The organism is Mycobacterium sp. ENV421 (assembly GCF_002887815.1).
GTDB lineage: Bacteria > Actinomycetota > Actinomycetes > Mycobacteriales > Mycobacteriaceae > Mycobacterium.
Genome location: NZ_PDHO01000007.1, coordinates 38,293 through 62,404, shown reverse-complemented (window position 1 = coordinate 62,404; position 24,112 = coordinate 38,293). Strand labels below are relative to the sequence as shown.

Here is a 24,112-nt window from a genome sequence, read left to right as displayed (position 1 = left end):
CGGCGGGCCCGCCGGAGCGAGCAAGGGATGCCTCCGGCATCCATCTGAATGAGAGAAGAAGAAATAGATGGCACAGGGAACTGTGAAATGGTTCAACGGCGAAAAGGGCTTCGGCTTCATCGCTCCTGACAGTGGCGAGCAGGATCTGTTCGTGCACTACTCGGAAATCCAGGGCAACGGCTACAAGTCGCTCGAGGAGAACCAGCGAGTCCAGTTCGAGGTCGGACAGGGACCCAAGGGCCCCCAGGCGACGCGGGTTTCCGCGGTCTGACTCGGACCTCATACCACAAGCAAGGGCTGGTGCGGCAAAACCGCACCAGCCCTTCGCTTTTGGCAGGATCAGTTCGGAGGTTCGATGAGTTGCCGGATCGCGTCACACACCGCCGCGAGCGTGTGCTCGTCGCGGGTCGACAGGGTCAACACGAACGAACCCTGAATGAGTGCGAGCACCACATCGGCGAGATCCTCGGCGGTGCGGTCCCGGCGCACGTCGCCGCGCTCCTGACCCGTGGCGAACAGCGATGAGAGCCGCACCTTCCATCCCTCAATTTGGTCGGCAAGCTGCGGACGGAAAACGTCGGAGGTGGCGGCCACCTCGGTGGAGAACTTTCCGGTCAGACACGCCGTCTGAAACCCTGACTTGACGAAGACCTGGGACATGTCCCGGTAGTAGCCGGTCACGATGTCCGCGGTCGACAGGTCGGTCCTGGCGGCCCAGGTGGCGACCAGTTCACCCTGGAATCCCATATAGCGGTTCAAGACGGCTTGGCCGAAGGCATCTTTGGATCCGAAGTGGTGGTAGAACGAGCCCTTCGGTACGCCGGCCTCCGCGAGGACAGCGTCGATCGTGGTTCCGTGGAAGCCGTTTTCGTAGAACAACTTCGCACCAGCGCGAAACAGTCGCTCCTTGTGCGAGAGCGGTGCTTCCTGCTGCGTGGTCATGAGAACCGCCTTCGAACCATCAATGAACTGGGCTTTCCCAACTATAGGTCGCGTCCGACCGCGATTGGACGATGTGGCCTAGACCACATCGTCTAGACCTATCAGTCTAGACGATCTAGTCTAGCGCCAAGGGGTCGATCGAACGGAGGACCGTGATGGTCGCTATCGGAGCCGGCGGACTGTCGCCGGGACGCTTCCTGAACCGGGTCGCCGCATGGTTGCGTGCGCCCGCATTCGCCGAGCAGGAACCACGGGGTAAGAACCTCAACTCCCCACCGCCGCGCGCCGGCTTCGTGGAGCACTCAAGGATGTCGCGGGAGATGTACCGCCTCTGACGTGAGCTATGGTTTGGGTGCGGTGGCCAGTCGGCTCCGCAGCCAGGCTGTGAACGCGCCACCCTCGGGAACAGAGGCCCATTGCATGTCGAAAAGCCCTGAGGATTCTCAACTTTCACTCGGCGTGCTCGCTCGATCGCGCAAAGAGAACGAGCGTCGACTACCCATCCATCCCTCGCATATCGACAGAATCGACGCCGCGCTGCGACAGCGGATATTTCTCGAGCACGGCTTTGGCGAGCAGTTCGGCGTTACTGACGAGACTCTGGCCGGGCTGGTCGCCGGGATCAAGCCGCGCGATCAGTTGATCGCCGAGTGTGACGTCATCCTGCTGCCCAAGGTCCAGGCCGAAGACCTCGCGGAGATGAAGGTCGGACAAGTGGTCTGGGGATGGCCACACTGTGTCCAGGACGCTGCCTTGACGCAGACCGCCATCGACCGACGATTGACGCTGATCGCCTTCGAGGCGATGAACCATTGGCACGCCGATGGTTCCTTCGCGCTCCACGTGTTCCACAAGAACAATGAACTCGCCGGTTATTGCTCCGTCCTCCATGCGATGCAGTTGGCAGGCATCACCGGCAGTTATGGCCGACGGTTGCGGGCGGCGGTGATCGGATTCGGTGCGACCGCTCGTGGAGCGGTCACCGCGCTCAATGCGCACGGCGTCGACGACGTGCGGGTGCTCACGAACCGCGATGCGGCCGCGGTTGCCTCGCCGATTCACTCCACCCAGATCTTCAAGATGTGGCAGGACTCCGACGATGCCGCGCGTACGTGGGCGGACACCCCCGACGGTCCTGCACCGGCAGCGGAGCTGCTGGCCGACAACGACATTGTCGTCAACTGCGTCCTTCAGGATCCCGACGCGCCCCTGATCTTCGTGACCGCAGACCAACTCGAGGCGTTCGCTCCCGGCAGCCTGATCATCGACGTCTCCTGCGACACCGGGATGGGCTTCAGCTGGGCACGGCCGACGTCGTTCACCGACCCGATCATCACCGTGGGTTCCGACGTCTACTACTACGCCGTCGACCACAGCCCGTCGTACCTGTGGAATTCGGCAACGTGGGAGATCAGTGAGGCGCTGTTGCCGCACATCTCGACAGTCTTGGCCGGACCGGATTTCTGGGACAGCAGCACGACGGTCTCCCGGGCTGTGGAGATTCGCGACGGTGTTGTCCGCAACCCGACGATCTTGTCGTTCCAGCATCGAGCGAAGGACTACCCGCACCGCGTAGCGACGTAAGCCACTGCGGCTCAACGACAACGGCGCCAGATTTCAGATGGGCGAGGCTATCTCAATGGGTTCGCGTTCACGTTGAACGGGTCCGGATCGGCCACGTCGACCGCCAGCTGAAGCCAGAACCGTGAATTGAAGAACAGCAGGCTTCCATCAACATCAACCTTGAGCACCGCATCGGGCATCAGCTCATAGCCGGTGGCGTCTGGGTAACGACTTACTCGCCCGTCCGCTTGGTGAATCTGTATATCCATACCGGAATTGTGGTCCCAATGCTGAGACAGTGCGGCCGATCGAGTCGTTTCGATGATGCGTGCGGCATCGTCTCTCGGCTCACTGGATCGACACCAGTTGATCAAGCGAGTCTCTGGGCAGATCGCCGTCGACGATCGCCATGACCTCCAGTCTGTTCAGCGTGATCGCGCCCTTATGGTTGTCCAGGAAGGCAATGTCCGCCGCGTCACGGCCGGTGGCAATCCGCACCAGGGTTTGCCGCGGCGCCAAGAGCGTTCCGTCGACGACCCTCCACTGCCCTCTCACGTACGCCTCGGCGACAGCGTGAAAATCCATGGGGTACAGACCCGGCGCGTACACCGAGACGACTCGGGCGGGCACGTTGACCGCCCGTAGCAGAGCGACGACCAGGTGGGCGAAGTCGCGACACACCCCCGCCCCCGCCAGCAACGTATCCACCGCGCCATCGATCGGGTCGCTGGAGCCGGGCACATAGTTCAATCTGTTCCCCACCCAGGACGCCACGTGCTCCAACAGCGATTCCGAGTCGAGGTAGTCACCGAACTCCGTTGCGGCGAAGCCATAGAACTTGTCAGCCTCCGCATATCTGCTGGGGCGCAGGTACCTTGACAAGTCGTACTCGGTCACTGGCGCCGGGTTCGTTCGGCCCACGATCGTCGCCTCATAGGCGACCCTCAGCGTTCCCACCGGAACATCGAGTTTGTGGATTCGGTTGCCATGCTCACCGCTGATCTCCACCGCTGGGACGGGGAGCCCGTTCAGGACGAAGGACAACGCCTCGGACACTTCGGCTCCCGGATGCGGCGCGACGGCGATTTGGAACTCCAGAGTCGTCGGACCGCTGATCTCCACCTCGAGCTGGGCGGCCACCTCTCGCTTCATAACGACCATGATGCCCCGCCCGGCCGCGCTGCGCTCAAGTCCACCAGAATCTCGAAGGAGTGACAGCCGCAGGCTCTAACCGACCGCCTTCGGAATCCCAAATCTCCTCGGCTGCAATCGTTTCTCGACGGCGCGCCGAGCGCCGGACACCCGCACGCACAATATCGTTCACGGTAAGCCAGTCGTTGTCTCCGTTGGCCACCCGGATTCGTCTGACGTAGGTCATGACACATCCCTCTGCCCGCGTCCGCGAGCTGTTGTTCTCCATGTCAAGCCAACGCAAAACGGGCCGTGCGCGATCCGCCTGAACGTCATCCCGACCCGAGCGCCGACATCAGGTCGGGCATCGCGATGGTCGCGAATCCGATCGAAGCGTCCCCGATCCCGTAAGGCAGCACCAAGGTGCCGGCGTGAACGATTGCGCCACACGAATAGACCACGTTGGGTACGTAACCGTCCTGCTCGTCCGGGGCGGGACTCAACAGCGGCTCGTGCAGCCTGCCGATCACTTTCGTCGGGTCATCGAGGTCGAGCAACAGGGCACCTATCCGGTAGGTGCGCATCGGGCCGACCCCATGGGTGAGCACCAACCATCCGGCATCGGTCTCGATCGGTGAACCACAGTTGCCCAGTTGCAAGACCTCCCAGGCCTCGACCGAGCGCTGGCACGGGCGCGCGTCCGTCCACACGAATGGGTGATCCGAATACGCGATCGAGTTCGACTCGCGATCCGCCCTCGACAACCCGGCGTACCGGCCGTTGATGCGACGCGGAAACAATGCCAGACCCTTGTTGGCCGCAGCGCGCCCAACCATGGGCTTCGAGGTGAAGGACCGGAAGTCGGCCGTCTCCAACAGCTGTTGGCTTATGCGCGATCCGCTGTAAGCGGTGTAGGTGGCGTAGAAGGTCACAGAGCCATCGTCGTTCACGAAGCGCACGAAGCGCGCGTCCTCCATACCGACCGACTCGGCGTCCGTCGCAGGCCACAGCACCCGTTCGGAAATCGGCACCTGGTCCGGGAATTCAACAGCGTAGCTCCTGTCCGCGATCGCGCGGATCTCGGAGATTGTCTCGAGCACGCGTCCACGGGTGCTCGAGTGAGACTGCAGTTGGACCAGCCTCTCCTCCAGGTCGGTACGGGTAAAGCACTCACCGAGTGGTTCCAGGACGTAGTTGGCCGCTTCCCCGTCATCGCCGAACTGGTGGAGCTCGCTGCGGAAGACTGCGGCGTCCAAGCCGCCCGGCGCCGTCGCGCCGAGCGTAGCGAACGCACCTGCAGGGTCGATGCGGGGGCATCCGGTCGCATCAACCACACCCGTCCGAAATCCGATCGACGACCGGTGGCCTTCACCAATACCTCGCACACTCAGCAGAATTCGTAGCTCACCTGTGGTCGTCCCGGTCTGGTCAGGGTGTGCAACGATGCTCGGATTGCACAGCGCCGCACCCTCGATCGCGTACTCGCTGGTGAAAGTGGCGCCCAGTAACAACATCCGGGCATCGGACACTCGCGCATCTGGCCGCAGCCGGTCGGCAAGTTCGCGCGCGTGCCGCCGGAACGTGCCGCCCAGATCGCGATGCCGACTGTCGAATCGGCTGATCACGTCATCCAGCGAGCGCATAACGTCGTCTTCACCCAGCGCGAGGATGCGCGCAAGCACCGCTCCCGCCCGCGAATCCTGCTGCTCGAAGCCTTCCTGGCCAGGCACGAAAAGGCGGGTGACGACCCGTGATCTATCGTGCGTCAGCCGGAGTGGGACACGCTTGGCGAGATCAACTTCCATCGACGTCATCTCTGCAGCAACGATATTCGCCGGCCGTGCTGCATCGTCGAGATCGCTGCCAGCGTCGACTCAGCGCCTTGATTGAGGTTGACCCCGGCGGCCTGCAGCCCGTCATATCCACCGCCGGTGGCCGGATCCCACATCAGCTGGCCGGAGTCATTGGCACCGGTGAACCACGCCACGGCCTTTCGCACTTCGTCGTTCCATTGCGCGGCGGCGTCGACGGCAGCGGCACGAGCGCACGCGTCGGCCAGAGCTGCCACCTCGATCGGCTGTTGATCGAAAGCCGGTTGAGGGTCACCCGGGCCGCGCCCCGCGACCGGAGTGGGCGACAGGTGACCGTTGACGGTTTCGATATCCAGAAGCCATGCCAACAGATCGAGGCCCTGCTGCCACAGTTTCGGTGCCTCCAGCGCCACGCCCACGCCAATGATCGCCTCGGCCAGAACCGCATTGGCGTAGCTCAGACGTGGCTCGGGCCACGGCCAGTCGGGATCCCCGTTCGGCTTGGCAATTGAGACCGCGTAGTCGGTGACCAGTTTGCGGGCAGCGCGATGGTCAGGATGGACCGTTAGAACTTCAACGGCACCCAAAGCGGCGTATGCCATCGCGCGCGGCCACTTCGAGCGTCCTTGCGCGGCGCGTTCGAACTGAACCAGCGCTGACTTTCGCACCCATACGACGTCGCTGTGCGCTACTGCGGTGCCGAGGCCCCAGATGCATCTACCCCAGGCATCATCCAGGCTCGGCTCGTCCAACCACTTACCGGCAGCGTCCATTCGATTCCGGCAGGCACCACCGAGGGCTTGGGCGTCATTCAGAAACCGCACGGCAACGCCGGCCAGGCGATTGACCTCACCGGAGGCACCGGCCTCACGGGCGGCGACGACGAGCACGCGGGCCATGTCGTCAGTGCAATAGCCGTGCTCGGGCCGCGGTTCGTCAAGACACGCGTGCTCAAAGGTCCCGCGATGGTCCGTCATCCGAAGCAGTTGGTCGAAGTTCGGAATCGGCAGCTCGCTCATACGAGAGCCGACATCCTGGAGCGAAGACGTTGAGCGAGAACCAGATAGTCCTTGGCAACCACCGGCCACGCCATTGTCGGAGCCAACAGACGTGCCCTTGCCGCCATCTGCCCGGCCATCCGCGGCTGCGTCAGCACTGAAAGCAGGGCGGATGTGAGTGCATCCGTGTCACCGTGCGGCACGACGATTCCGGTGCCGTCGCCGAGCAGTTCGGCCGCATGAGGGAACGCGGTCGCTACGACGGGGCGTCCGTTGGCGATGGCGTCAACCAGTACGCCCGAGGTGACTTGTTCGGTGGAGTCGTAAGGCAAGACCACCGCCGACGCTGACTGAATGATCGCGCCAAGCGCCTGATTGTCCCGGTAAGCGACGTCGAATTTCACCGAGTCCGCGACGCCGCGGCACTTGGCCCGTTCCCGCAGTGCATCAAGGTAGGCGTCGCCCTCCGCGGCGAGAACCTTCGGATGTGTGCGACCGGCGATCAGATAGAGGGGGCGGCCAGGGAGTTCGCTGAGCGTGGCCATCGCATCGATCACTCGCTCGATGCCCTTGCCCGGCCCCAACAGGCCCCAGGTCAAGAGCGTGGGACGACCGGCGCGTTTGACATGAGCCCTGGCCACCACGGTGGCCCCGTGCGGAATCGTGATGATCTTCCGGCTGTCGACTTCGTAGCCCAGACAAAGACGGTCGCGCGCAGCGGTGGTCATCACGACCACCTGATCGGCTTGGGCCACTATCGTCTCCAGTACCCAACGTTGTTGCGGCGTGGGATCTTTGAGCACGGTATGGGCAACAACGATCGTCGGAACCTGTATCCCACGGATGATGTCAACAACATCTTCGCCGTCAGCCCCGCCATAGATCCCGTACTCGTGCTGGATGACCACCACGTCGGATCTGTTCAGCAGCTGCACGCCCGCGGACACCGACGCCGGTACACCGTTGATCAACTCTCCGATGACCTGGACATCGCTGCTTGGCGCTCCATCGGCGATCCGCACGACGTCGACGGCGGCACCGTTCGCGCGAAGCCCGTCGGCCAGCGCTGCGCTGAAGGTGGCCAATCCGCACAACGTCGGCGGGTAGGTACTCAGAATTCCGACCCTCGGGATGCCGGAAAAGCCTTGGCGGCGAAAGCCAATAGGCACATTTGTTGGAAGGACAGAGTGAAGGTTCAAGGTGATCCCGTCTTGCGGTTGTCACCGACGTGCCCGGCGTGAGCGAATGCTCGGCGAGTCAGCGGCGGACGGCTGAGTCATTCCGGACTGGCTGGATTCCCAACACCACCTACCCTACACCCCGCGACCAGGCCGTGAGCGCCAACGACGGCCGGCGAAAGAATCGGACAGCACGGGAAGCGCCACTCATCATGCAGCCGCGTCGCGCGAGTCCACATCGATTTCCGTTGATAACGAACGGTTTCCAACCGATTGCCCGGATTTGTCGGTCAGGACGTATGTCGGTACCGATGCGAGTAGGCTGCCGGTACGGCGATGCTTCGGACGCGTTCACCCATCGCGTCACCTCCCCCAATCTTGGTGGGTTTCATGGCCGCAGACAGGAGCGTCCAATGACGCAACCAGAAGTCCGCACATCAGTTGGCTGGAAAGAACCGCCACCACAGGCGACACCTCGCTTGAGACTGAAGCCGAAGGGTCCTCAGACGGGTCGCGTTGACGGGGCGTGGTGGCCGCATAGCGACGACCTCGAGGCGGAAGTCCCCGACCTGCTCGCGGTGTTGTCAGTTCGCCTCGGCCCCATCAGCTATGTCCTCTACAAGATGACGGAGTGGGTGAAGGCCCGCGGCAAGATACTGATCGGCGGCCGAGTCGTCCGACTCGACGGCTACAACCGCCAACCGAACAACACGGTTGAAGTCCAGGGGATTGGCGGCGGGAAGCTGGTCCTGCTCGTCGTACCTGTCGGAACAGATGCCGATCGGGCGCACGCCGTGATGATGACGGCCGCGGCTCCCGATAATGCCTCGACCAGCGATGAACTGCTGGCGGCGGCCCTCGACGGCTAGGCGAGGGTTCGTGGTGTCCACCGATCGGTGGACACCACGGTCAACTGCGAAGATCCTCTGGCCGGTGGATACCTGTGGCGCACGCCACTGGCGACGATTGCGTCATGGAAACGGGTATGCGCCGGGTCGCGCTCGCCAGCTACGTCGGCTCGGCGATCGAGTACTACGACTTCTTCATCTACGGCACCGCCGCCGCACTGGTGTTCCCGCACGTGTTCTTCCCCAGTCTGAGCCCACTGATGGCGACAATCGCCTCACTGGGCACCTTCGCGGCGGCGTTTCTCTCCCGGCCGATCGGGGCAGCAGTGTTCGGTCACTTCGGCGATCGCATCGGCCGCAAGAACACCTTGGTGTTCACGCTGGTGATCATGGGCGCATCCAGCGTCGGCGTGGGCCTCATCCCCAGCACCGCCGTCATCGGTGCGGCCGCGCCCCTGCTGTTGATCAGCATGCGACTGCTGCAAGGTTTCGCCGTCGGCGGTGAGTGGGCCGGCGCCGCGCTGATGAGCGCCGAGCAGGCACCGCAACACAAGCGTGGGTATTACTGCATGTTCACCCAGTTGGGTCTCGGTACCGCGCTGGTGTTGGGCAATCTGGTGTTCCTCGGTGTGCACGGCGCCTTCGGCGACGCGGAAATGGCCTTCCTGCAATGGGGTTGGCGCATCCCTTTCCTGATCAGTGCGGTGCTGGTGGCGGTCGCGCTCTACATCCGGCTACACGTCGAGGAGAGCCCGGTCTTCGCCGAGTCGGCGGCTGAGGGACCCAGCGGGGTTCCGCTCGCCGAGGCAATGCGGCACCAAGGCCGCGAGGTGGTGCTGGCGGCCGGCGCGGTGATGGGCCTGTTCATGCTGGCGTTCCAGGTGGGCACCTACTTCCCGAACTACGCCGCGACCCATCTGCACTACGACGAGGACCTGATCCTGCTGGTGGGTGTCGCAGGCGGGGTGTGCTCGCTGGTGTTCGTCGCCGCGTCGGCAATCCTCAGCGACACCTACGGCCGCCGACGCATCCTCGGATTCGGTGCGGCGCTGGCGTTGCCCTGGACGCTGATCCTGTTCCCGCTCATCCAATCCGGCGACCCCGTCCGCTACGGCATCGCCATTATCGGTACCTACGGCATCATCGGAATCATGATGGGCCCCTTGGCCGCATTCATTCCGGAGATCTTCGCGGTCCGCTACCGCTACAGCGGCGCCGGCCTGTCCTACAACGTCGGCGGCATCATCGGGGGCGCGCTGCCCCCGGTGCTCTCCCCCATGCTGCTGTCGTCGTACGGCAGCTGGTCGATCACCGCGATGATGGCCGGCTTCACCGTGGTCAGCCTGATCAGCGTGTTGCTTCTGACCGAGACCGCCGGACGCGGCCTGGGCACCCCTGAGTCAATCGAGCCAACCGAACCCTCTGTCGCGCGGCAGCGCTTGGCCCACATGGCGTGCTAGCCGACAGCCGACACAGTCAGGGCGCGGAGGCTTCGACCTTTGCGGCCGCCTCGAGGAGCTGGGCCGACCACAGGGAGCACTCTGACTCTGCCGCACGGATCACGGCGTCCGCGATATCGCACATCGAGCTGTCATGCTCGGCGCCGGGATCCATCGCGGCGGCGCGCCGTATCACCAGACGCCCCAGGTTCACCGACGTCGAGCTGGGCACCACGAGCAGCCGTGCGCAGCCGGTACGGCCGGAGACAATCATCAGCCGATGCTGGCGATCGTTCCAGCCGTGCATCGACACCGCTCCCGACGTGAGCGTCTTCAGAACCGGGGTGCCGGACGACGAAGACCAGTTGATCTTGATATCGACGATCTCACCCAGGACCGGGTGCAATGCCTCGATCAGTTCCGGCAATTCGCGGGCAAGCGCGAAGGAATGCGGCCACCAGGCGCCGTCGATGTCGCCACCGAGGGTCGGTTTCAGGGTGATGCGCACCGGGCTGGCAAGGCGCCGACTCCCGGACATGCCGTTCACGAGGACGCAGACTGTGGTGAGTCGGACTCGGTGAGCCCAGAGAAAATCGGGTGCGGGACAGGCGCATTGACCGTCTCGTACGCAACATCCGTCGTGTCGACGGGATGAGAGAAAAGGTCGGAGTTTTCCATGTGGGAAATTCCTCACGAGTTAGCAGGGTCGACCCATGGACGTAGCCCGAGCCTAACGGCCCCGCCAATGCAGAACGGATCTGCATCTGACACTACACCCCAGGGTTCGTGGACCGTCGATCGATGCCGCATTGGCAGTAAGGCTGGTGTCGACAGTAGCGAGCGGTGATCGCGTTGTCGCTCGCTGACCGCGTGAAATATCCTGCGGGACAGGAAAATTTGCCGGTCGAGAAGGCCGGAAATTGGCTTGTCGGGCCTGTGCCGGGGATTCGGGCGTAGAGTCCGAGGGACCGGGACCATCAACAGGCCCCCTATTGAAGGGCCGACGATGTCCGACAAATCCCCCCGACAGGGTATGTCCAAGAAATCCGGCAAGTCTCTCAAAGAAAAACGGGCCGACAAGCGCTCCAAGTCCGACGGCGGGCCGGCTCAAACCGTGGCTAACGTCAAGGCTCGCTGAAACTCATTCGCACGACGCGGCAACCCCATCGGATCCTGCGCGCGGACAACACTTCTAGCCAGCGACGCGGCGGACGGGATCACTGCTCGGGCAGAGGATGCCCGGCTATGCCATCGGCATTTTCGATATCGGCGCCGCCGGGACCACGCTCTCGCACCGGCCCAGGCGGTGCTGCTCGATATCGGCCGCGAACGCGCGCAACGCGCTGCGGACCATACGCGCGGTCCCGTCAGGGTGCCGACACGCCCCTCGGCCGTCCACAAGCCGGGTGATACGCCGAATCTCTTTGACCAGATGGTCACTGGCGCGCCCGTAGGCCAGTTCGTCGATCAGTTCGGACAACCGGGGTAAGCCGTTGCGACACGGACCGCACTGGCGCGCACTCTCGTCGGCGAGGTAGCCGGCGATCTCGGCGGTGCGGACCAACCCACACTCGGTCACGCCCAGCGCGTGAACGATCCCGGCGCCGGGCGATGCACCCAGCGATTTCAAGCCCGTGCGCGAGAGCCTCAGTCCCGCGAAAGTCTCAGCGGGCAGCCAACTCCCGTGATAGCCACCAACGAGAATCGCCGACACCGCTCTGGTGTCGATCAGGTCCGTGATCGGCACGCCCGTCGGCACCTCGACAACACCCTCACCGTCCAGCGCGCCGGAGAGGGTGACGAGCATGGAGCCCGGGTCGGCCGGGTCTCCGATCGACCGGAACCAGTGGGCCCCGTGGCGGGCGATCAGTGCCATGTGCGCCAACGTCTCGACGTTGTTGACCAGGGTGGGGCGTTTACGCACCCCCGAGATCGCGACGGGGACGGTGCGGTCGCGCGGCAACGCGGGGCCGCCCTCGATGTGCCGGATCGCAGCGGATTCCTCCCCCGCGACGAAGGTGTCGGGTGCCTCCACCACGGTCAGCTCGACACGGTGTGGGTCGAGCCCGGCAGCTCGTCTCTCGGTGAGGGCCGCGCGCACAGATGCCACGGCGTCGGCGTGGACGTACAGGTAGCCGGTGTGGGCGCCGATCGCGGCGGCGGCGATGTGCAGGCCGTCGATCACCAGGTGGGGCGCCCGTATCAGCAGCAGCGCGTCCTTGCGGCTCAACGGTTCTCCCTCGGCGCCGTTGGCGACCACCACGGGGTCCGGGCCGGTGACCGCGGCGAGTTTGCGGCCGGTGGGGAAGCCGGCGCCGCCCCGCCCGGACAGACCGGCGTCGTTGAGAAGCGAAATGAGTTGGCTGCCGGAGATTCTCGGTGCTGGGCCGAAACGGTCGAGGTGTTCAGCGAGAGTCGGTCCGGCAGCGGACAGCAGCCGCGGTGCGCTACGCATCGGCATACTCATCGAAGTTGGCGCGCAGCCGCCAGATCAGCGCCGCAGCCACGACGACCGCGCAGCCGCCTGCGATCGCGAGGAACCACGCGCGTCCGGTGTCGGTGCCGTTGCCCAGCGCATGAGCCATCGAGACGGGCCACAACGAATAAGTCGCCCAGTGCACCAATCGGAAGGCCCGCGGACCGATGCGGTGACGGAGCAGACCGGTGATCACAACGACGGCAAGCACGTCGACGGCGACGGTGCCCAGGCCCTGCCACAGTGGCCGGTAGGCGCCGAGGAAGGGCACGACGATGTCGATGAGTTTCAGCTTGGCGTAGGGGTCGAGGAACAGCAGCCCGATGTGCAACGCCACCAGCAGCGTCGACGACAGGGCGGCGAAGCGATGGACGTCAGAGACGGCGAATCTGGGTAGCACCAGCAGCGGGCGTCCGGACCGGGCGGCGATACCCAATGCCACCGACACGGTCATGAACACCAACGCAACGACGCCGTTGCCACGGCCCAACGCCCACAGCGCTTCGTTCGTCATGACCCACGTGACACCGTGACGTGCGGGGAGAAGCTGTTGCCGCCCGAGGTGCCCCCGCCACCGGCCGGGACATGGCTCTGCCGGATCGGAAACGCGGGCTGCGACTTGGTGCTCGGTGCCGGTGCCTGCTCCTGAACAGTCGCCTTTGGCGTGTAGGCCGGCTTCTGGGTGTAGGTCGGCTGCGGGGTGTAGGCCGGTTGCGGGGTGTAGGTCTGCGCGGGGGCCGGTGCGACCGTCGGCTCCGGGCTCGGAGGGGGCGCCGGAGTGTCCGCCACGGGCACCGGCGCCGGGGCCGGTTCCACGACGGGCGGTGCCGGGGGCAGGTCCACGGCTGGGTCGGTCGCCACCGGGTCGGCCGGCGGAAGCTCGGCAACGACGGGCTTGACGGTGTCGCCGTAGGCCAACGCCGATGCGCCCGCTACTCCGGCGATGCCGATGCCGGCCAACGCCCACGAGGTCACGGCGGCCCGGCGAAATCCGGAACGAGGTGAGTCCATGCGTTGATGGTGGCAATCGATTCTTTATGAGCTCAAAGAAGTGAATACGGGTCCGCGCGGGGGCGGTGACGGCCGTCGAGCGGCTGGTGACGAAAGTCCCCGTGGCCCTGTTCCGGCATCGTGACATTCTGGAGCTGTGAGCACCTGGGACGACACCACTGACAGCGGCGAATACAGCGTCGAGGACGACAACCAGCTCCAGCCCGAGGACACGTTGGTCGACCGCGGCGTCGACGACATCCTCGACGAGGGCATCTCCCCTCCGGAGCGGCCGGTCGCCCGTACGAACTTCGACCATCCCGGCCCGGAGACGCTCGACGAGTTGCTGGCCGAGGAGGAACCCGATCCGGTGTCCCGGCTGAACAATGTGCTCGACGAGCTCAATGGCTCCGCTGCGGACGACTCCGACTATCCGGAGGACGACGAGGTCGGCCGGGTTCGGTCGGGTCGTTTGGTGGCACCCGATGCGGGCTTCGGTGAGGACGACGAGTCCGAGCTCGTGGCCGAAGACGTCGGTATCGACGGCGGGGCGGCCTCCGCGGAGGAGGCCGCCATGCACGTCATCGACGAGGATTAAGCGCTCAACTGGTCATCGATGACCTTCGTCGGGTCGAGCAGCACCTGGGTGTTGCCGTCGAGTGTCGACGAGATCGTGCCGGTGATCGATCGGGTCAGCTTGTTGATGGTGGCGTCGGCCGTCAGCGAGCCGGTGTGTTCACCGGTGACGGTGATGTTGGCTTTGTAGACGATCGACGACTGGCTGGCCCCGGCGCTCGTCGACTCGGTGCCGTTGAGGATCATGCCTTCGGAGTTGACGTAATTGGTGTACGTCACGGTGCGGATCGTATTGCCGGCGGTGGTGGAATCCGGCGCCTCGGAGACGTAGGCGGTGCCGCCGTACTGACTCGTGTACGCCCCGACCGGCGGCAGCGGTGCCGGTCCGGCTTTGTACGTGCTCAGCGCCGGTGCCCAGTCCGCATTCGGCGTCGCGAGATCACCCTGTACGGCACCGACGCTGGTCGTGTACTTCAGGTTGGTGACGACAAGTCGGGTGTCCGACGGGTCGGTGATGCTGCGCTCCCAGAAGGCCACTGAGGTTCCGTCGGCGTTCCAGCTGGGCATGCTGCGCGCGGTGTAGCCGTCGCCGGTGACGAACAGCGGGATCCCGTTCTCGCCCTTGAGATCGTCTTCGACGGCGACCAGCCATTCCTGGTTGGACACGTTGATGCCGGTGCCATTGGGATAGTCGGGGGTCTTGAGCCCGCCGGCATAGGCGGTGTACACCGCACCCTGGATGTCGGCGGGCAGCAGCGCCGGCCGGTCGATCCGAGTCATCGGGGTGAGGGCGTCGAGTCCGCGGGTGCTGCAGATCGCGATCCACTGCTGGTTGGGCGACATGTCGACGTCCTCGTCGTAGTCGAGGTTGCCGGTCAGACGCGTGACGTTCCCGGTGGCCAGGTCGACGACGATGTCGTCGACGTTGCCCGACTCGTACCGGCCTCCGAGGATGATCACGCCCTTACCGTCGGGCGTCCACTGCTTGCCTTCGCCGACCGGGTAAACCACCCGTGCGTCGTCGATGTGGTACTCCGGGGCGCCGGTGACCGCGTTGGTGGTCAGATTCAGCTTGCCGACGACCGGAATCGCGGTGATGAGATTGCCTGTGCCCAGCTGGATTTGGCTGAACAGCACGTACTTGCCGTCGGGCGAGATCCGCATCTCGCGTTGCTTGTCGATCGCGGTGGATCCCGACGGTGGCGTGATGATCGGGATCAGCGCGGCCGGTGCGGTGTCGGTGGCGGGCTGGTACACGTCCCAGTGACCGGGGGCTTCCACCACGAACCGCCCGGAGCCGTCGCTGGTGTAGGTGCTCTTGCCCAGATTGCCTTCGGTGGGCGTGACACCGCAGGTGATGCAGGTGACGGTCGACCCGTCAGTGTCGCCGGCGTCGATCGAGTAGATCTCGGTACGACCGCCGGCGACCGGCGTGGCCGAGAACATCAACGTCTTTCCGTCGGGCGCGAACCGCGGAATCGTCGGGTTGGTGATGGTGGCGGGCAAGTTGAGGATGACACGTTGAGCCTCGGGACTGAGCACGGTCAGGTTGCTTGAGGCCGATGCGGTGCGGGAGCTGAACGGCATCAGGACGTTGAACTTGCCGTCGGTCACCGAAATGGTGAACGAATCAGTTTGCGCGGCAGTGTAGTTGATGTCGTCCGGCGTGTAGCTGAAGTTGCCGGTGGCCTGGTCGATCGTCAGCGTGCCGTACTTGGGCCCCTGGGTAATGGTGTACTTCAGCGCGTCGCCTTCGATGTCGGTGGCGCCGATGTTGCCGGTGACGGTCTGCCCGGTCTGGACCGTGGTGGTGGGGGTTCCGATTGTCGGCGCCTGGTTGAACAGGTCGCGTCGTACCGAACCCAGCGCCGTCCAGATGACCGGCACGATGGGACCGCTGTTGGTGGGCGGCGGCTTGAGGAACGGGTTGAGCAGCGAGGTGACGATGCCGTTGAGCAATCCGGCCGGATTAGGGGCCAACGCCGGTGTGCTGACCGATGCCGGCACCGACGACGCGGACGACGCCTGCGCGGTGCGCAGGCTGCCACTCTTCTGGACCGGCTTCGAGCTGGTTGAGCTCGCCGATGGGATGACGTTCGGCGTCGCCAGCTTGGCCGCCGCGCTCGCAGCCGTCGAGGAACCCGCCGACTCACTCGACTTCGTCGTGGCGGAGGGCTTCGAGAGGCGGCTGCCTCTAGCCTTGGCGGTACCGGTGGCACGCGGCCCGGCGTGGGCCGAGGACGATCCACCGGACGACGAGCCACCGGCGGAGGAAGCGGACGAGGATGCACCCGAGGAGCTCCCGGTTGAGTCGGCCGCCGCAACCCCGTGACCGGCTGCGACCGCCCCGGCCAACCAGGCGGCGACGGCAATGCCGCCGTACGCGCCGACCTTGGCCGCATCGTGAAGGGACAGTGGCTGCGGTTTGGCAGGCCGACGATCAGCAGTCATTGGAGGACTCCCCGGTTTAATTGGTGTGACGTACTTAATACGATTTAGTTGATGTGACGAATTTAATAGCAGCCCGGCACGGGCGGCGTCAAGGAGGGTGTGCTGAAACAGTCGGAATCGACGAAGCAGAGCAGGCAGGTTGCGCGCCTCCTGCAGCGCCAACGCGTCGTTCACCTGCTGCGCACGTCTGGCCCGCTGGCCAGGGCTGACCTGGCCGACCGGCTCGGTCTGCCGCGCCCATCGGTCACCACGCTCGTCGCGGACCTGATCGACGACGGCACTCTCGTCGAGCTGGAGTCCCGCATCGAGGGCGTCAGTTCTCGCGGTCGGCCGCGCATCCTGCTCGACTGCAATCCGGAGGCGCGCCGGGTGCTGGGCATCCGAATCGACGGGATCCGCGCGCGGATCATCCTGGCCGACGCCACCGGGAACATCTCGAAGGAAGAAGAAACCCCCACAGGAGACCGAGAACCCGCGGTGGTCATCCGTTCGATCACCCGCATCGCCAAGAAGCTGATGAGCGAACCCGACGGTAAGCGCGCCTCCGTTGTCGGCGTCTGCATTCCGGGACTGGTCGACGACACCACCGGACTGGTCGTCGCATCCCACGAACTCGGCTGGACGAATGTCGAACTGGGCAAGCTGCTTTCACGTGATCTCGGCATGCCCGTCGCCGTTCAGGACACCACCAAGGCGATCACGCTGGCCGAGACGATCGCGGGTGCGGCACGAGAAGCACGCACGGCGGTGGTCCTGGATCACGGCGGCAGGCTCGGCGTCGGGCTGATCATCGACGGACGCCCTTATGCCGGCTCGAGCGGCATCGCCGGTGCGATCGGGCACGTACCGGTCTACGGCAGTTCGACGCCATGCCGCTGCGGCCGAATCGGGTGCGTGGAAGCCGACATGTCGATGTACGCGATGCAGGCTGCCGCGCCACAGACGGTCGGCAAGACCTACGACCAGGTCGACATCGAGGCCGTGCGTCAGGAGACGGCACGAAATCAGCAGTCCCAGGACATCATTCGCGACGTCATCGACCGCGTGGCCCATACCGCCGCACTGATCGAGGCGCTGCTCGATCCGGAGCTGATCATTGTGGCCGGACTGATCGTCGAATTCGACGAACTGGCCGACGGCTTGATCGCCCGTATCGACGAGCTCCGTCCGCCGGAGCGCCAAGGCCGCACCACCACGGTTCGCTCCGATATCGGCCGTGACGCCCCGATCGCGGTAATCGTTGCGCTGCAACAGCTCGACCCCGACATCGCGGGGATGCTGCACACGACGGCGTAACCCGTCAGCGCACCGCGGCGTTGATCGACGGCTTGTCGATCAATCCCTTCTCGACACCCCAGATCGTGGCGATGGTGCGGTACTCACCGGTCTCGATCAGGTGCTGCAGCGCCTGCCGCAGCGGCTCGGCGAGACCGGAGTCCTTGGCCACCGGCCAGCCGTAGGGGGCGGAGTCGAACACCGCGCCGGCGGCCTCGAGTTGCCCGCCGCTGGTCTTGATCGTGAACCCGGTGACGGGCGAATCGGCCGACATCGCATCGACTTCCCCGGCCATCAGCGCGGTGTTGAGATCGTCTTGGCGGGTGTAGATGACCTTCTTGATCGGGGGCTTTCCGGCCGCCACGCATGCCGTGCTCTTGGCCGGCAGCTCCTCGGACTCCTGCAGCGACGGATAGGCCACCCCGACCCTGAGGCCGCACGCGTTGTCGGGGTCGATCGGGGCGCCGGGCCGCTGCGCCCACAGGGTGCCGGCCCGGAAGTAGGTGACGAAATCTGCTGCGGCTTCGCGCTCCTTGGTGTCGGTGAACGACGACATGCCGAGGTCGAAATCGCCCGCGCGCACCGACGGGATGATGGCCTCGAACGCGGTCTCGCGATATTCCGGTGTCAGGCCGAGGGTACGGGCCACGGCATTCATCAAGTCGACGTCGAACCCGACCACTTTGCCGTCGGCGTCGATGAATTCGTTTGGCGCATAAGGGATATTCACGCCGACGACGAGCCGGCCCGAGTCCCGGATCCTGGCAGGCACCATCGCCGCGATGGACGGCACCGCGCCGTCGGCCTGCGGTAGCGGCTGCGAGCTGGATGCGGTCCCCGCCAAACTTGTTGCGCTGCTGGACCGATTGTCTGATCCCTGCCATTGCCAGGCACCCACGCCGGCAGCGGCAACCAGCAGGACGGCGGCCCCAGCCGCGGCGAATGCGCGTCGCCGGTGTGGCCGCGGCGCCGCCAACACGTGCCGTCCGGAACTCCCGGTCCTACGAACCCGTGCGGTCAGGGCCTGCCGTGCGGCGGCTGCCAGCTCCCCGGCGCCGGCATAGCGCTGGGCGGCTTTCTTCGCCATGCCTTTGGCGATCACTGCGTCGAATGCGGCCAGCTTGGGATTCTTGTCGGACGGTCGCGGCGCCGGCGTGGTCATGTGCCCGGCGATCTGCTGTTCCAAGCTGTCATCCGGGTACGGCCGGTCGCCGGTGAGGCATTCGTAGAGCACGCATGCCAGGGCGTAGACATCGGATCGGTGATCGGCCTGACTTCCGCTGAACCGCTCCGGAGCCATGTACGCCAGCGTCCCCAGCGTGCTGCCGGCCGTCGTCAACCCCGCCTCACTGGCGGTGCGGGCCAGCCCGAAGTCGATCAGGTAGGCGAAGTCGCGGCCGGTGATCAGAATGTTGGACGGCTTGACGTCCCGGTGAATGAGGCCGGTGGCGTGGGCGGCGTCCAGAGCCGAAGCGACCTGCTCGACGATGCTGACCGCGAGCGCAGGGTCCAACGGCTTGCCGGTGTCGGACAGGATCGAGCCCAACGTCTGGCCTTCGATGAGTCGCATATCCAGGTAGAGGCGACCGTCGATCTCGCCGTATCCGTGGATGGGGACGACGTGCGGCTCGTTGAGGGCGGCAGCTGCTTGCGCCTCGCGTCTGAATCGTTGCTGGAACGTCTCGTCCTGCGCCAGCCGGTGCGGAAGCACCTTGAGGGCGACCACCCGATCGGTCTTGGTGTCGAAGGCCCGGTAAACCTCACCCATACCGCCGCGACCTATCAGCTCCTGCAGCTGATAGTGCCCAAATGGTGTCGACTCCACCATCTACTCCTTGGCAGCTCCCCCGACCGTCGATTGAAGCTACCTCACCTTTGCCATGGACGCCGCGAGTCAGCGAGTGGAAGGCACAGCTGGTCATTTCGCCTGCGAGTCGTCCCCTACCAGCGCCATCGCACGGTACGGTCATGGTGGCTGACCCACCAGCCTCGCGGAAAACGTCACGGCGGCGATCTGAACGCCCCGCCGCACCGGTGCCCCCGGGCCGACGTGATCCGACCGCACGATCTGGCGCCCAGCGCGGGCGCGTGGCCGATCAAACGGCGTCGAACGAGCGCTGCTTCACACGACTACTCGCGGCAGTCATCCTGCGGCCACAACATCGCGCGACGCACCTGAGGCGCGGCGTGCAGAAGGAAGGCTCCGTTGAGCCAGTTCACCGACACCATGCTCAGTAACGCCCAATGGAGCATGAAAGGGATGGTCACGGGCGAGCCCGACGCCCCGGTGCGCCACAGCTGGGCCGAGGTGCACGCACGCGCCAGCCGGATTGCCGGCGGCTTGGCAGCCGCTGGTGTCGGCCACGGCGACGCCGTCGCGGTGCTCGCCGGCTATCCCGTCGACATCGCGCCGACCGCCCAGGGCATCTGGATTCGAGGCGCAAGCGTCACGATGCTGCACCAGCCGACGCCGCGCACCGACCTGCTGCGCTGGGCCGAGGAGACGCTGGCGGTACTCGAGACGATCGACGCCAAGGCTGTCGTCGTCGGCGAGCCGTTTCTGCCGGCCGCGCCGCTGCTCACCGAACGGGGAATCCGGGTGGTGGTCGCGAGCGAGCTGCTGAAGGCCACCCCGGTGCGTGCCGTGGACACCCAGGACGACGACCTGGCCCTGATGCAACTGACCTCGGGCTCGACCGGCTCACCCAAGGCGGTCCAGATCACGCACGCCAATGTCGTCTCCAACGCCGAGGCGATGTTCGTCGGCGCCGAGGTCGACGTCGAGTCCGACGTGATCGTCAGCTGGTTGCCCTGCTTCCACGACATGGGTATGACCGGTTTCCTGACCGTGCCGATGTACTTCGGCGTCGAGCTCATCAAGATGACCCCGATGGACTTCCTCCGCGATAACCTGTTGTGGGTCAAGCTCATTGACAAATATCGGGGCACGATGACAGCGGCCCCCAACTTCGCCTACAAGCTGTTGGCAAAAAGGCTGCGCAGCCTCGCTTCCCCCGGCCAGTTCGATCTGTCGTCGCTGCGGTGGGCGCTGTCGGGTGCCGAGCAGGTCGATCCGGCAGACGTCGAGGACTTGTGCGCTGCCGGTGCACCGCACGGGCTGCGACCCGAGGCGATATTGCCCGCCTACGGCATGGCCGAGACCACCGTCGCCGCGTCGTTCTCCACGTGCGGCGTGGGCATGACCGTCGACGAGATCGACGCGGACCTCCTGGCAGTGCTCCACCGTGCTGTACCCGCAACCCGCGGCAACACCAGGCGCCTGGTGACACTCGGTCCCCCGCTGAACGGACTTGAGGCCCGCATCCTCGACGAGGACGGCGCACTGCTACCCGCCCGCGGAGTCGGCGTCATCCACCTGCGTGGCGAGCCGGTCACGCCGGGATACACCACGGTCGCCGGGTTCATCTCGGCGCAGGACGATCAAGGTTGGTACGACACCGGCGACCTGGGCTACCTCACCGAGAATGACGAGATCGTCGTCTGCGGCCGGCTCAAAGACGTCATCATCATGGCCGGGCGCAACATTTACCCGACCGACATCGAACGCGCCGCGGCCCGCGTCGACGGAGTGCGCCCGGGCTGCGCGGTGGCCGTCCGGCTCGATGCGGGGCATTCCCGCGAATCGTTTGCAGTGGCGGTGGAATGCAAAGACTTCGATGACCACGACGAAGTCCGCCGGATCGAACACCAGGTGATCCACGAAGTGGTGGTGGAGGTCAACGCCAGGCCACGCAACGTGGTGGTACTCGCCCCGGGAGTCATCCCCAAGACCCCGTCCGGCAAGTTGCGGCGCGCCCATGCCCTGGCATTGGTGACCTGACGGCAGGGGTACATTGATCGCGCGGAGATCGGGCTGTCTCCGCCCAGTGGCACCCGTGAGGGGGGTCGATGGACGACTACGACGCGCAGCCGGGCCGCAAACCGCCCCCGGAACCAGCGCTCTCCCCGGCCCAGCTCCAATCTGATGAACTTGATCTGAACGCTGGGCTCGGCGGTTTGGCGGGGATTGTCGCGGACGCCGCCAGCGTCGACGAAATGCTCGGCCAGGTAGCACAATTCGCAGTCCAGGCGATACCGGGCGCCGACGGTGCCGGCGTCACGGCGATCGCGCCCCACCACCCGGATTCAGGCGACGACTTACACATTCAGGCGTGGTCGGTGACTGCGGAGTTCATTCAGACCATCGACACCCTGCAATACGACAAGCTCGGCGAGGGGCCATGCATCACGTGCATTCGGTCCGGACGGCCCGCGGTCAGCGGTTCGCTGGGTAGCGACCGCCGCTGGCCGCATTTCGGTGGGTCGGTGGCCCGCATGGGTGTGCACTCGGTACTGGCACTGCCGCTAACCGTCGGTGACCGGGTCATCGGCGCGATCAACTCCTACGCCTACGGCCGGGACGCATTCACCGAACACGCCGTCCAACTGGGGACCCAATTCGCCGGTCCCGCAGCGGTATCGGTGTACAACGCGCAGCTGCTGGCCAGCACCCGACTGCGCACGACGCAACTTCAACAGGCGTTGCGCAGCCGGGCAGTGATCGACCAGGCGATCGGCATCATCCGCAGCCGCTCCGGCGGCACCGCACAAGAGGCCTTCGACCGTCTCACCCGCATCAGCCAGCGGGAGCACGTCAAATTGGCTGACGTCGCCGAGCAACTCGTGGACGAGGCGGTCCGGCGGGCCCGGGCACGTCAGCAATAACTGCTCAACGCGGGCCTTGGCGGGCCAATTCCGTGAGTGCCCTGACCAACTCCGGCCGGGTGTATCGGTCCCTCATCAGCCGCCGCGCAACGTCGGTGAGATGCTCGCCGCGCATCCGGCTGTGAGCCCGGATCAACCGAAATGCCTCATCCATCGAGACACCGAGCACCTCGCTGACGAACCCCTTGGCCTGCTCGACGATGACGCGACCGATCAGGGCCGACCGCAGCGGCGAGACCACGGTGGCGAGGGTAGGCGGATGTTCTTGCAGGACAGCAACACACGCGATGTGGGCGAGGGTCTGAGCGACCAGTCGATCCGCCTCGCTGAGTCCGCCGGGCCGGGTATCGAACAAATTCAGTGCTCCGAGCACCTCCCCGGCCGCGCGCATCGGCAGGGCATGCACCGCCGCGAAGCCGGCTTCCGCCGCAGCCGGGGCGAACCGCGGCCACCGGTCGATCTCGGTAGCGATGTCGGGCACCACGACCGGCTCGCCGGTCCGGTAGCAGTCGATGCAGGGTCCCTGCTCGGCCTGCAGCTGAAACAGCTCGAGATCCCGCGTCTCCTCCGAGGTGGCGGCCACCAGGTGAAGTCGGCGCAGCGGATCGGCGAGCAGGAAGCCCGCCGACGCGATGTCGAGCAGTTCGGCACAGCGTTCGGTCAGTTCCGTCAGCAGGTCCACCACGTCGAAATCGTCGAGCAGACTGTCGACAAGTGATACCACTGCGCTCAGTACCCGAGTTTCGCGAAGGTCATCGCTCACCATGGCTTGCCTCCCGGCCTGGGTGTGCGTGCGCATCTGTTGTCGTTCATCGGTCCGTCTCCAGTCTCAGCCGCCGGTCGATGATGTCGCGGGCGACTTCGGTGGCGGTGCGACCACTGGCATAGGCGTACGCACGCAGCCGCACCAGCGCCTCGGTCGGATCTATCTCTAATTGCGCCACCAGCATTCCGGTTGCCTGGCTGACCTCGACACGGCTCAAGGTGCACAGTTCCGCCCAGGCATTGCTGTTGGGATCATCGACGGCCGCCTCAAGATCGCCGACGAGCAGATCCAGCACCGGAATCCCGGCCAGCTCCGCGGCGGCTGCCGCGCCGGCAAGCTGTTCGCCGGCCAAGTCACCCGGCTGCGCCCGGAAGAGGTCGAGCGCACCGACGTATTCACCGGCTGCCAGTACCGGCATGGCAAAAACGCCCCGGATCCGATGCTTCAGCATGGCTCGTCCGTAACTGGGCCAGCGTGCTTCCCCGGGGTGGGCAAGATCCACCACCACCACCGGGGCCTGCTGGCTGACCGCGTCCAGGCACGGCCCCTCACCGTAGGTGAACTGCAATTCGTCGTACGCCCTTGCCGACGTTCCACTGGAGCCCAGCGTTCCCGCGTTCGTACCGTCGAAAACAAGTGAGATCGCGGCTGCATCGATGTCGAGCAGCAGCACGCACGCTTCGCAGAGCCGGTCGGCGGCCTTCACTCCACGCTGGCCGTCGACGGCCGCAATGAGCTCGTCCTGGATGGTCACGCTAGCCGGACCCGGCTTGAAGTGTCGGCTCCGTGGGTAACAGTTTTGCGGCCACCCCTCCACCCTTCCCTACTCGGGACCCTATTGTTCGGATTTGCCGAAGCTGAGCGGCTGCGACGCCGGCCGGCAGCAGCCCACCAGACGGGTAGGCTGGAGCTGCTGGCACCTGCAGCCGGCCCGAATCGGCGT

Annotated in this window: 24 protein-coding genes; 10 read left to right on the top strand and 14 right to left on the bottom strand. The window is 65.5% G+C overall.

Annotated elements, in window-relative coordinates; translation table 11 throughout:
- Positions 1–67: 67 nt before the first annotated feature.
- On the top strand, positions 68–271 hold the full coding sequence (locus CRM90_RS11110) for a cold-shock protein (RefSeq protein ID WP_036343377.1): 204 nt from the start codon (positions 68–70) through the stop codon (positions 269–271).
- A 68-nt stretch (positions 272–339) separates the two neighbouring features.
- Here CRM90_RS11110 and CRM90_RS11105 read toward each other — a convergent pair whose 3' ends face one another.
- Positions 340–942, bottom strand: a complete 603-nt coding sequence (locus CRM90_RS11105; protein ID WP_102807038.1) for a TetR/AcrR family transcriptional regulator — start codon at positions 940–942, stop codon at positions 340–342.
- Positions 943–1,097: 155 nt separating this feature from the next.
- On the opposite strand from CRM90_RS11105, the gene CRM90_RS11100 reads away from it, so the two are divergent.
- Together CRM90_RS11100 and CRM90_RS11095 are read left to right on the top strand one after the other, a co-directional pair.
- A complete protein-coding gene (locus tag CRM90_RS11100; RefSeq protein ID WP_102807037.1) occupies positions 1,098–1,277 on the top strand; it encodes a hypothetical protein in 180 nt (59 codons plus the stop codon).
- An 85-nt stretch (positions 1,278–1,362) separates the two neighbouring features.
- Positions 1,363–2,526 (top strand): N(5)-(carboxyethyl)ornithine synthase, encoded by a 1,164-nt coding sequence (locus tag CRM90_RS11095; protein ID WP_102807036.1) that lies wholly within the window; start codon positions 1,363–1,365, stop codon positions 2,524–2,526.
- 47 nt (positions 2,527–2,573) lie between these two features.
- Here CRM90_RS11095 and CRM90_RS30215 read toward each other — a convergent pair whose 3' ends face one another.
- The 5 genes from CRM90_RS30215 to CRM90_RS11075 form a co-directional block, all read right to left on the bottom strand.
- Positions 2,574–2,774 carry a hypothetical protein gene (locus CRM90_RS30215; RefSeq protein WP_131536191.1) on the bottom strand — a complete coding sequence of 67 codons (201 nt, stop codon included), beginning with the start codon at positions 2,772–2,774 and terminating at the stop codon, positions 2,574–2,576.
- 79 nt (positions 2,775–2,853) lie between these two features.
- Positions 2,854–3,657 (bottom strand): transglutaminase-like domain-containing protein, encoded by an 804-nt coding sequence (locus tag CRM90_RS11090; protein ID WP_199189859.1) that lies wholly within the window; start codon positions 3,655–3,657, stop codon positions 2,854–2,856.
- Positions 3,658–3,968: 311 nt separating this feature from the next.
- Entirely contained in the window at positions 3,969–5,450 is a 1,482-nt protein-coding gene (locus CRM90_RS11085; protein WP_102807035.1) for a glycoside hydrolase family 130 protein, read from the bottom strand.
- Positions 5,447–6,466: a glycosyltransferase gene (locus CRM90_RS11080; protein ID WP_102807034.1), complete on the bottom strand. Its 1,020-nt coding sequence runs from the start codon at positions 6,464–6,466 to the stop codon at positions 5,447–5,449. Before CRM90_RS11080 ends, CRM90_RS11085 begins: the two co-directional genes overlap by 4 nt.
- Positions 6,463–7,614, bottom strand: coding sequence for a glycosyltransferase (locus CRM90_RS11075; RefSeq protein ID WP_233209280.1), 1,152 nt, complete (start codon positions 7,612–7,614; stop codon positions 6,463–6,465). The genes CRM90_RS11080 and CRM90_RS11075 overlap by 4 nt, the downstream gene beginning before the upstream one ends.
- 422 nt (positions 7,615–8,036) lie before the next feature.
- On the opposite strand from CRM90_RS11075, the gene CRM90_RS11070 reads away from it, so the two are divergent.
- Both CRM90_RS11070 and CRM90_RS11065 read left to right on the top strand, forming a co-directional pair.
- Positions 8,037–8,492 carry a DUF5994 family protein gene (locus CRM90_RS11070; protein WP_102807033.1) on the top strand — a complete coding sequence of 152 codons (456 nt, stop codon included), beginning with the start codon at positions 8,037–8,039 and terminating at the stop codon, positions 8,490–8,492.
- A 116-nt stretch (positions 8,493–8,608) separates the two neighbouring features.
- Positions 8,609–9,931, top strand: coding sequence for an MFS transporter (locus CRM90_RS11065; protein WP_502693263.1), 1,323 nt, complete (start codon positions 8,609–8,611; stop codon positions 9,929–9,931).
- A gap of 16 nt (positions 9,932–9,947) precedes the next feature.
- On the opposite strand, the gene CRM90_RS11060 is transcribed toward CRM90_RS11065, so the two are convergent.
- From CRM90_RS11060 to CRM90_RS11045, 4 genes are all read right to left on the bottom strand, one after another.
- Positions 9,948–10,448, bottom strand: coding sequence for a DUF5994 family protein (locus tag CRM90_RS11060; RefSeq protein WP_233209290.1), 501 nt, complete (start codon positions 10,446–10,448; stop codon positions 9,948–9,950).
- A 705-nt stretch (positions 10,449–11,153) separates the two neighbouring features.
- Positions 11,154–12,365: an NADH-ubiquinone oxidoreductase-F iron-sulfur binding region domain-containing protein gene (locus CRM90_RS11055; RefSeq protein ID WP_233209279.1), complete on the bottom strand. Its 1,212-nt coding sequence runs from the start codon at positions 12,363–12,365 to the stop codon at positions 11,154–11,156.
- Entirely contained in the window at positions 12,358–12,900 is a 543-nt protein-coding gene (locus CRM90_RS11050) for a ferric reductase-like transmembrane domain-containing protein (protein WP_102807029.1), read from the bottom strand. Before CRM90_RS11050 ends, CRM90_RS11055 begins: the two co-directional genes overlap by 8 nt.
- Positions 12,897–13,397 (bottom strand): hypothetical protein, encoded by a 501-nt coding sequence (locus CRM90_RS11045; RefSeq protein WP_102807028.1) that lies wholly within the window; start codon positions 13,395–13,397, stop codon positions 12,897–12,899. The genes CRM90_RS11050 and CRM90_RS11045 overlap by 4 nt, the downstream gene beginning before the upstream one ends.
- A 136-nt stretch (positions 13,398–13,533) precedes the next feature.
- Between CRM90_RS11045 and CRM90_RS11040 the strand changes: the two genes are divergently transcribed.
- Positions 13,534–13,974, top strand: a complete 441-nt coding sequence (locus tag CRM90_RS11040; RefSeq protein WP_102807027.1) for a DUF5709 domain-containing protein — start codon at positions 13,534–13,536, stop codon at positions 13,972–13,974.
- Here the strand turns inward: CRM90_RS11040 and CRM90_RS11035 are convergent.
- On the bottom strand, positions 13,971–15,911 hold the full coding sequence (locus tag CRM90_RS11035; RefSeq protein ID WP_233209278.1) for a cadherin-like domain-containing protein: 1,941 nt from the start codon (positions 15,909–15,911) through the stop codon (positions 13,971–13,973). The genes CRM90_RS11040 and CRM90_RS11035 overlap by 4 nt on opposite strands.
- Between CRM90_RS11035 and CRM90_RS30935 the strand changes: the two genes are divergently transcribed.
- Positions 15,892–16,284 carry a hypothetical protein gene (locus tag CRM90_RS30935; RefSeq protein WP_233209277.1) on the top strand — a complete coding sequence of 131 codons (393 nt, stop codon included), beginning with the start codon at positions 15,892–15,894 and terminating at the stop codon, positions 16,282–16,284. The two genes, CRM90_RS11035 and CRM90_RS30935, sit on opposite strands and share 20 nt — an antisense overlap.
- 218 nt (positions 16,285–16,502) lie before the next feature.
- Positions 16,503–17,699 (top strand): ROK family transcriptional regulator, encoded by a 1,197-nt coding sequence (locus CRM90_RS11025; RefSeq protein ID WP_233209276.1) that lies wholly within the window; start codon positions 16,503–16,505, stop codon positions 17,697–17,699.
- Positions 17,700–17,703: 4 nt separating this feature from the next.
- On the opposite strand, the gene stpK7 is transcribed toward CRM90_RS11025, so the two are convergent.
- Positions 17,704–19,503 carry a serine/threonine protein kinase StpK7 gene (stpK7, locus tag CRM90_RS11020; protein ID WP_102807181.1) on the bottom strand — a complete coding sequence of 600 codons (1,800 nt, stop codon included), beginning with the start codon at positions 19,501–19,503 and terminating at the stop codon, positions 17,704–17,706.
- Positions 19,504–19,884: 381 nt separating this feature from the next.
- On the opposite strand from stpK7, the gene CRM90_RS11015 reads away from it, so the two are divergent.
- Entirely contained in the window at positions 19,885–21,519 is a 1,635-nt protein-coding gene (locus CRM90_RS11015; RefSeq protein WP_102807024.1) for a fatty acyl-AMP ligase, read from the top strand.
- Positions 21,520–21,587: 68 nt separating this feature from the next.
- A complete protein-coding gene (locus CRM90_RS11010; RefSeq protein WP_102807023.1) occupies positions 21,588–22,403 on the top strand; it encodes a GAF and ANTAR domain-containing protein in 816 nt (271 codons plus the stop codon).
- 4 nt (positions 22,404–22,407) lie between these two features.
- On the opposite strand, the gene CRM90_RS11005 is transcribed toward CRM90_RS11010, so the two are convergent.
- Together CRM90_RS11005 and CRM90_RS11000 are read right to left on the bottom strand one after the other, a co-directional pair.
- Positions 22,408–23,202, bottom strand: coding sequence for a GAF and ANTAR domain-containing protein (locus CRM90_RS11005; protein WP_502693259.1), 795 nt, complete (start codon positions 23,200–23,202; stop codon positions 22,408–22,410).
- A 10-nt stretch (positions 23,203–23,212) separates the two neighbouring features.
- Positions 23,213–23,875 carry a GAF and ANTAR domain-containing protein gene (locus tag CRM90_RS11000; protein ID WP_102807179.1) on the bottom strand — a complete coding sequence of 221 codons (663 nt, stop codon included), beginning with the start codon at positions 23,873–23,875 and terminating at the stop codon, positions 23,213–23,215.
- Between the last annotated feature and the right edge of the window lie 237 nt (positions 23,876–24,112).

Bases quoted from the DNA above. Each gene is read 5' to 3' on its own strand.
- CRM90_RS11005 (WP_502693259.1), bottom strand. From the start codon at position 23,202: ATGCGCACGCACACCCAGGCCGGGAGGCAAGCCATGGTGAGCGATGAC.
- CRM90_RS11060 (WP_233209290.1), bottom strand. From the start codon at position 10,448: ATGTCCGGGAGTCGGCGCCTTGCCAGCCCGGTGCGCATCACCCTGAAA.
- CRM90_RS11010 (WP_102807023.1), top strand. From the start codon at position 21,588: ATGGACGACTACGACGCGCAGCCGGGCCGCAAACCGCCCCCGGAACCA.
- CRM90_RS11100 (WP_102807037.1), top strand. From the start codon at position 1,098: ATGGTCGCTATCGGAGCCGGCGGACTGTCGCCGGGACGCTTCCTGAAC.
- CRM90_RS11065 (WP_502693263.1), top strand. From the start codon at position 8,609: ATGCGCCGGGTCGCGCTCGCCAGCTACGTCGGCTCGGCGATCGAGTAC.
- CRM90_RS11070 (WP_102807033.1), top strand. From the start codon at position 8,037: ATGACGCAACCAGAAGTCCGCACATCAGTTGGCTGGAAAGAACCGCCA.
- CRM90_RS11080 (WP_102807034.1), bottom strand. From the start codon at position 6,466: ATGAGCGAGCTGCCGATTCCGAACTTCGACCAACTGCTTCGGATGACG.
- CRM90_RS11085 (WP_102807035.1), bottom strand. From the start codon at position 5,450: ATGACGTCGATGGAAGTTGATCTCGCCAAGCGTGTCCCACTCCGGCTG.
- CRM90_RS11050 (WP_102807029.1), bottom strand. From the start codon at position 12,900: ATGACGAACGAAGCGCTGTGGGCGTTGGGCCGTGGCAACGGCGTCGTT.
- CRM90_RS11110 (WP_036343377.1), top strand. From the start codon at position 68: ATGGCACAGGGAACTGTGAAATGGTTCAACGGCGAAAAGGGCTTCGGC.
- CRM90_RS11090 (WP_199189859.1), bottom strand. From the start codon at position 3,657: ATGAAGCGAGAGGTGGCCGCCCAGCTCGAGGTGGAGATCAGCGGTCCG.
- CRM90_RS11095 (WP_102807036.1), top strand. From the start codon at position 1,363: ATGTCGAAAAGCCCTGAGGATTCTCAACTTTCACTCGGCGTGCTCGCT.
- CRM90_RS11045 (WP_102807028.1), bottom strand. From the start codon at position 13,397: ATGGACTCACCTCGTTCCGGATTTCGCCGGGCCGCCGTGACCTCGTGG.
- CRM90_RS30215 (WP_131536191.1), bottom strand. From the start codon at position 2,774: ATGGATATACAGATTCACCAAGCGGACGGGCGAGTAAGTCGTTACCCA.
- CRM90_RS11055 (WP_233209279.1), bottom strand. From the start codon at position 12,365: ATGCGTAGCGCACCGCGGCTGCTGTCCGCTGCCGGACCGACTCTCGCT.
- CRM90_RS11105 (WP_102807038.1), bottom strand. From the start codon at position 942: ATGACCACGCAGCAGGAAGCACCGCTCTCGCACAAGGAGCGACTGTTT.